The following is a 5,573-nucleotide window of genomic DNA, read 5'->3' as shown; positions in this document are numbered from 1 at the left end:
CCGTCGCCGTGGTGGTGGCCGAGACCCGTGCCCAGGCCAAGGATGCGGCCGAGCTGATCGAGCTGGACATCGAGGACCTGCCCGCGGTCATCGACATGCGCCAGGCCATCCAAGGCAAGCCGGGGCTGGTGCATGACGACGTGCCCAACAACCTGTGCTTCGACTGGGAGTTCGGCGAGAGCAAGGAGGCGGTGGACGAGGCGATCAAGAACGCCCACCACGTCACCACGCTGGAGCTGGTGAACCAGCGCTGCGTGCCCAACGCCATGGAGCCGCGCGCGGCGATCGGCGAGTACGACCGGGCGCGCGACGAGCACACGCTCTACACCACCAGCCAGAACCCGCACGTGATCCGCCTGCTGATGGGGGCCTTCGTGCTGTCGATCCCCGAGCACAAGCTGCGCGTGGTGGCGCCCGACGTGGGCGGCGGCTTCGGCTCGAAGATCTACCACTACGCCGAGGAGGCCTTCGTCACCTGGGCCGCAAAGCAGGTGGGCCGGCCGGTGAAGTGGACCGCCGAGCGCTCGGAGTCCTTCATGTCCGACGCCCAGGGCCGCGACCACCTCACCAAGGTCGAGCTGGCCATGGACAAGGAAGGCAGGTTCACCGGCCTGCGCTGCTCGACGCTGGCCAACATGGGCGGCTATCTCTCGACCTTTGCCCCCTGCATCCCGACCTATCTGCACGGGACGCTCCTGGCCGGAAACTACGCCACCCCGGCGGTCTACACCAACGTCAAGGCGGTGTTCACCAACACCGTGCCGGTCGACGCCTATCGCGGCGCCGGGCGGCCCGAGGCGACCTACCAGATCGAGCGCACGATCGACAAGGCGGCGCGCGAGATGGGGCTCGACCCGATGGAGATCCGGCGCAGGAACTTCATCAAGCCCGACCAGTTCCCTTACCAGACCCCGGTGGCGGTGCAGTACGACACCGGCAACTATGACGCCACGCTGGACAAGGCGGCGGAGCTGGCCGACGTGAAGGGCTTCGCCGCGCGCAAGGAGGAGAGCCGCAAGCGCGGCAAGCTGCGGGGCCTGGGCGTCGCCAATTATATCGAGGCCTGCGGTATCGCGCCCTCCTCGCTGGTGGGCGCACTGGGCGCACGGGCGGGCCTGTATGAAGCGGCGACCGTACGGGTGAACCCCACCGGCAACGTCACCGTCTTCACCGGCTCGCACAGCCACGGCCAGGGGCACGAGACGACCTTCGCCCAGGTCGTGGCCGACATGCTGGGCTGCGACGAGGCCGCCGTGGACATCGTGCATGGCGACACCGGCAAGATCCCGTTCGGCATGGGCACCTACGGCTCGCGCTCGCTGGCCGTGGGCGGCAGTGCGATCGTGCGCTCGGTCGACAAGATCATCGCCAAGGGCAAGAAGATCGCGGCGCACCTGCTCGAGGCCGCTGAGGGCGACATCAGCTTCGAGAACGGCAAGTTCACCGTCTCGGGCACCGACAAGGAGGTGGACTGGGGCACCGTGGCGCTGACCGCCTATGTGCCGCACAACTTCCCGCACGAGACGCTGGAGCCGGGGCTGGAGGAGACCTCGTTCTACGACCCGAAGAACTTCACCTTCCCCGCCGGCACCTATATCTGCGAGGTCGAGGTCGACCCCGACACCGGCAAGGTGGAAGTCCAGAACTTCACCGCGGCTGACGATTTCGGCAACGTCATCAACCCGATGATCGTCGAGGGCCAGGTGCATGGCGGGCTGGCGCAGGGGATCGGCCAGGCATTGCTGGAGAACTGCGTCTACGACACGGACGGCCAGCTCGTCTCGGCCAGCTACATGGACTATGCCATGCCGCGCGCCAGCGACTTCCCCAGCTTCGTCGTCGACGCCTCCTGCGTCACGCCGTGCACGCACAACCCGCTGGGTGTGAAGGGCTGCGGCGAGGCGGGGGCGATCGGCTCGCCGCCGGCGCTGGTCAACGCCGTGATCGACGCGCTCAGCGAGCTGGGCGTCGAGCACATCGACATGCCATTGAGCCCCGGCCGCGTCTGGAACGCGATCCAAAGCACGCACTCGGCGGCGAAGCACTAGGGAGGGCGAGATGTACAACTTCGACTATGTGAGGCCGAAATCCGTCGACGAAGCCGTCAAGGCGCTCGAGGCCGAGGACGCCCAAGCGCTGGCCGGCGGGCAGACCCTGATCCCGACGCTGAAGCAGCGGCTGGCCCAGCCCTCGGTGCTGGTGGACCTGGGCGCCTGCCTGAGCCGGGAGGTCAAGGCCGCCGGCGACGGCGGCTGCGAGGTCGGCGGCGGCGCGACGCACGCCACGGTCGCAACGTCGCGCGACGCGCCGGCCTGGTTGCGCGCGGTGGCCGAGGGGATCGGCGACCCCCAGGTCAGGAACCGCGGCACCATCGGCGGCAGCCTCGCGAACAACGATCCGGCGGCCGACTACCCGGCGGCGGTTCTGGGCTCGGGCGCGACCGTGAAGACCAACAAGCGCACGATCGCGGCGGACGACTTCTTCGCGGGCCTGTTCGAGACCGCGCTGGAGGACGGCGAGCTCGTCACCGCGGTCGCCTTCCCCAAGCTGCAGGCGGCGAACTACCAGAAGTTCGAGCAGCCCGGCTCGCTGTTCGCGCTGACCGGCGTGTTCGTGGGCCGGACCGGCAGCGGCGTGCGCGTCGCGGTGACCGGCGCTGCGGAGAACGGCGTGTTCCGCTGGTCCGACGCCGAGCAGGCGCTGTCGTCGAACTTCTCGCCCGACGCGGTCAAGGACCTGGCGCCCTCGGCCAACGGCATGATCGGGGACCTGCACGGCACGCCCGAATATCGCGCCCACCTGGTGGGTGTGCTGACGCGCCGGGCCGTGGCCGCCTGCGCGTGAGCCCGTCGAGCGCGGCGGGGGCGGCCTCCGCCCCTGCCCCGTCCACGGGCGTCGACGGGCGGGGCCTCCCGCGCGCGGGGCCGGATGCATGAGCGACGATCTCAAGCCCCGCGATTCCGGCAATCATGACCGGGTGCACGCCTCCTTCGCGCGGCAGAACTTCATGTCGCTGCTCGGCGCGCGGCTGCTCTCGGTCGCCCCGGGGGCGGTGGAGATCGAGCTGCCGCTGCGGCCCGAGCTGGAGCAGCAGCACGGCTATGCCCATGCCGGGGCGGCATGGTCGATTGCCGATTCGGCGGCCGGCTATGCGGCGCAGAGCCTGATGGCCGCGGGCGATGGCGTGCTGACGGCGGAGCTGAAGATCAACCTGCTCGCCCCCGCGAAGGGCGAGCGGCTGATCGCGCGCGGCCGGGTCGAGCGGGCCGGGCGGCGGCTGATCGTGGCGCGCTCGGACGTCTATGCCGAGCAAGGCGGCCGCGAGACCCATGTCGCCATCGCCATCGGCACTTTCATGGCCATGGGCGGGCTTGCCGACAGGGGCTCGGTCGGAGGACAGAATGACTGAGAGACTGACGGGCGGCTGCCTGTGCGGCGCGATCCGCTTCACCGTGACCGGGCCGGTGCAGCCTCCCATGGCCTGCCACTGCCGCGGATGCCAGCGCCAGTCGGGCAATTTCTGGGTGGCGATCACCGCGCCCCGCGGCAGCGTGGAGATCAGCGGCGAGCCCGGCTGGATCAGCATCGGCCCGCGCGCGCGGCGGGGCTTCTGCCCGAGTTGCGGCGGCTTCCTGTTCTGGGAGCCGGCCGCGGGCGACAGCATCAACATTGGCTTGGGCAACCTCGACGACGCCACCGGTCTTGCCCTCGCCAGCCACACCTGGTGCGACGAGGCGCCTTTGCCGATCCCCGAGGACGGCACGCCGCATTATCCCGGGGACCGCCCCAGACCGGACTGAGCGGCGATGCCGCACATTTTGGCGCGCGGCGGGGCCGGCCGTCAGGCGGTCAGCCCCTCGGGCTCGGACAGACCGTTGCCGCGGCAGCAGGCGGTCAGGGTGTTCGCGAGCAGGCAGGCGATGGTCATCGGGCCCACGCCGCCCGGCACCGGCGTGATGGCGCCGGCGACCTCGGAGGCAGCGGCGAATTCCACGTCGCCGACCAGCCGGTGCTTGCCCTCGCCCTTCTCGGGCGCGGGGATCCGGTTGATGCCGACATCGATCACCGTGGCGCCCGGCTTGATCCAGTCGCCCCTGACCATCTCCGGGCGGCCGACCGCCGCGACCAGGATGTCGGCGCGCCGGCACACGCCGGGCAAGTCGCGGGTGCGGCTGTGCGCCACCGTGACGGTGCAGCTGTCGCGGATCAGCAGCTGCGCCATCGGCTTGCCGACGATGTTCGAGCGGCCGACCACCACCGCCTCCTTGCCGGAGAGATCGCCCAGCCGGTCGCGCAGCAGCATCAGGCAGCCCAGCGGCGTGCAGGGCACCATCGCCCTCTGACCCGTGCCCAGGAGCCCGACATTGAGGATGTGGAAGCCGTCCGCATCCTTCGCCGGGTCGAGCGCGTTGATCACCAGCTCGCTGTTGAGGTGGTCGGGCAAGGGAAGCTGTACCAGGATGCCGTGCACCGCCGGATCGTTGTTCAGCCGGTCGATCAGCTCGAGAAGCTCGGATTCCGAGGTCTCGGCGCTCAGGCTGTGTTCGTAGGAATTCATGCCGACCTCGATGGTCGCCTTGGCCTTGTTGCGCACATAGACCTGGCTGGCCGGGTTCTCGCCGACCAGCACCACCGCCAGGCCGGGCGTGATGTCGTGGTCTCCCTTGAGGCGGGCCACCTGCTCGCCCACCCGGGCGCGCACATTCGCGGCGAAGGCCTTTCCGTCGATGATGTCGGCGGTCATGTCTGTCTCCCCAGATCGGAATTTTCGGCTCGGTGTTCGCGGGGCTCAGCCCCGTCCGCGGTAGGGCTTTACACCCTGATCGGGCAGCCAGAGCCCCTCGGGAGGGACGTCTGTCTGCCAGAAAACGTCAATCGGCATGCCGCCGCGCGGGTACCAGTAGCCGCCGATCCTGAGCCATTTCGGGCGGATGGCGGCGACGATACGCTTGCCGATGGCCACGGTGCAGTCCTCGTGGAATGCGCCGTGGTTGCGGAAGGCGGCGAGATAGAGCTTGAGCGACTTGGACTCGACGATGAACTCGCCCGGCAGGTAGTCGATCACCAGGTGCGCGAAGTCGGGCTGGCCGGTCACCGGGCACAGCGAGGTGAACTCGGGGCAGACGAAGCGCGCCACGTAGTCCGTGTCCGGGTGCGGGTTCGGCACCGGGTCGAGCCGCGCCTCGTCCGGGCTCGCGGGGATCGCGGCCGGCTGGCCCAGCGCAGTGAGCTTGGTCTCCATCATGCGCGCCCCTTAGCGCGGTGACGGCGGCGAGGCAACATCGCCGCGTGCCGCAGGGCCCGCCTGCGTCACTTGAGCACGACCCGATGCGACCAGGTCCTGCCATCGGAAATCACCACGTCCTTGAAGCCCAGCAGCTTCGCCAGATCGAACCAGGTGGCCTCGGTGATCAGCCCCGTCTTGTTGAAGAACTCGCTGCCGCGAAGCATCGAGGTGAGCTGCGCCAGCACCGCGCGGGCGCGGTAGAGCGTCTCGAACACCTGGTCGTCCAGAGCGATGATGATCATGTGCTGGGACTCGGCGCCCTTCTCGAAGATGACGAAGCGCGGGG

The 5,573-nt window shown here is 69.5% G+C and carries 6 protein-coding genes and 1 pseudogene; 4 read left to right on the top strand and 3 right to left on the bottom strand.

Translation table 11 applies throughout. The features are described from left to right. The 4 genes from AC32QD_RS05760 to AC32QD_RS05745 form a co-directional block, all read left to right on the top strand. On the top strand, window positions 1-2,048 hold a 2,048-nt coding region (locus AC32QD_RS05760), incomplete at its 5' end, for a xanthine dehydrogenase family protein molybdopterin-binding subunit (protein ID WP_492009526.1). 10 nt (window positions 2,049-2,058) lie between these two features. Then, the gene (locus AC32QD_RS05755; protein ID WP_492009525.1) at window positions 2,059-2,844 is read left to right on the top strand and encodes an FAD binding domain-containing protein; all 786 of its coding nucleotides are present in this window, start codon (window positions 2,059-2,061) and stop codon (window positions 2,842-2,844) included. 88 nt (window positions 2,845-2,932) lie between these two features. Beyond that, window positions 2,933-3,409: a PaaI family thioesterase gene (locus AC32QD_RS05750; RefSeq protein WP_492009524.1), complete on the top strand. Its 477-nt coding sequence runs from the start codon at window positions 2,933-2,935 to the stop codon at window positions 3,407-3,409. Continuing rightward, on the top strand, window positions 3,402-3,800 hold the full coding sequence (locus AC32QD_RS05745; RefSeq protein ID WP_492009523.1) for a GFA family protein: 399 nt from the start codon (window positions 3,402-3,404) through the stop codon (window positions 3,798-3,800). Before AC32QD_RS05750 ends, AC32QD_RS05745 begins: the two co-directional genes overlap by 8 nt. Before the next feature lie 41 nt (window positions 3,801-3,841). Here the strand turns inward: AC32QD_RS05745 and folD are convergent, their stop codons facing one another. The 3 genes and pseudogenes from folD to AC32QD_RS05730 form a co-directional block, all read right to left on the bottom strand. Then, window positions 3,842-4,744 (bottom strand): bifunctional methylenetetrahydrofolate dehydrogenase/methenyltetrahydrofolate cyclohydrolase FolD, encoded by a 903-nt coding sequence (gene folD / locus AC32QD_RS05740; RefSeq protein ID WP_492009522.1) that lies wholly within the window; start codon window positions 4,742-4,744, stop codon window positions 3,842-3,844. Between the two features lie 45 nt (window positions 4,745-4,789). After that, complete coding sequence (gene queF / locus AC32QD_RS05735; protein ID WP_492009527.1) at window positions 4,790-5,242, bottom strand: preQ(1) synthase; 453 nt, start codon at window positions 5,240-5,242, stop codon at window positions 4,790-4,792. 68 nt (window positions 5,243-5,310) lie between these two features. Then, window positions 5,311-5,573, bottom strand: a pseudogene (locus AC32QD_RS05730) (hypothetical protein); the annotation flags it as partial.

This window comes from Thermohalobaculum sp., assembly GCF_058622915.1.
Note: the sequence above shows the minus strand (reverse complement) of the source record. Positions and strands in the feature narration are given on the sequence as shown.

Bases quoted from the DNA above. Each gene is read 5' to 3' on its own strand.
- folD (WP_492009522.1), bottom strand. From the start codon at position 4,744: ATGACCGCCGACATCATCGACGGAAAGGCCTTCGCCGCGAATGTGCGC.
- AC32QD_RS05750 (WP_492009524.1), top strand. From the start codon at position 2,933: ATGAGCGACGATCTCAAGCCCCGCGATTCCGGCAATCATGACCGGGTG.
- queF (WP_492009527.1), bottom strand. From the start codon at position 5,242: ATGGAGACCAAGCTCACTGCGCTGGGCCAGCCGGCCGCGATCCCCGCG.
- AC32QD_RS05755 (WP_492009525.1), top strand. From the start codon at position 2,059: ATGTACAACTTCGACTATGTGAGGCCGAAATCCGTCGACGAAGCCGTC.
- AC32QD_RS05745 (WP_492009523.1), top strand. From the start codon at position 3,402: ATGACTGAGAGACTGACGGGCGGCTGCCTGTGCGGCGCGATCCGCTTC.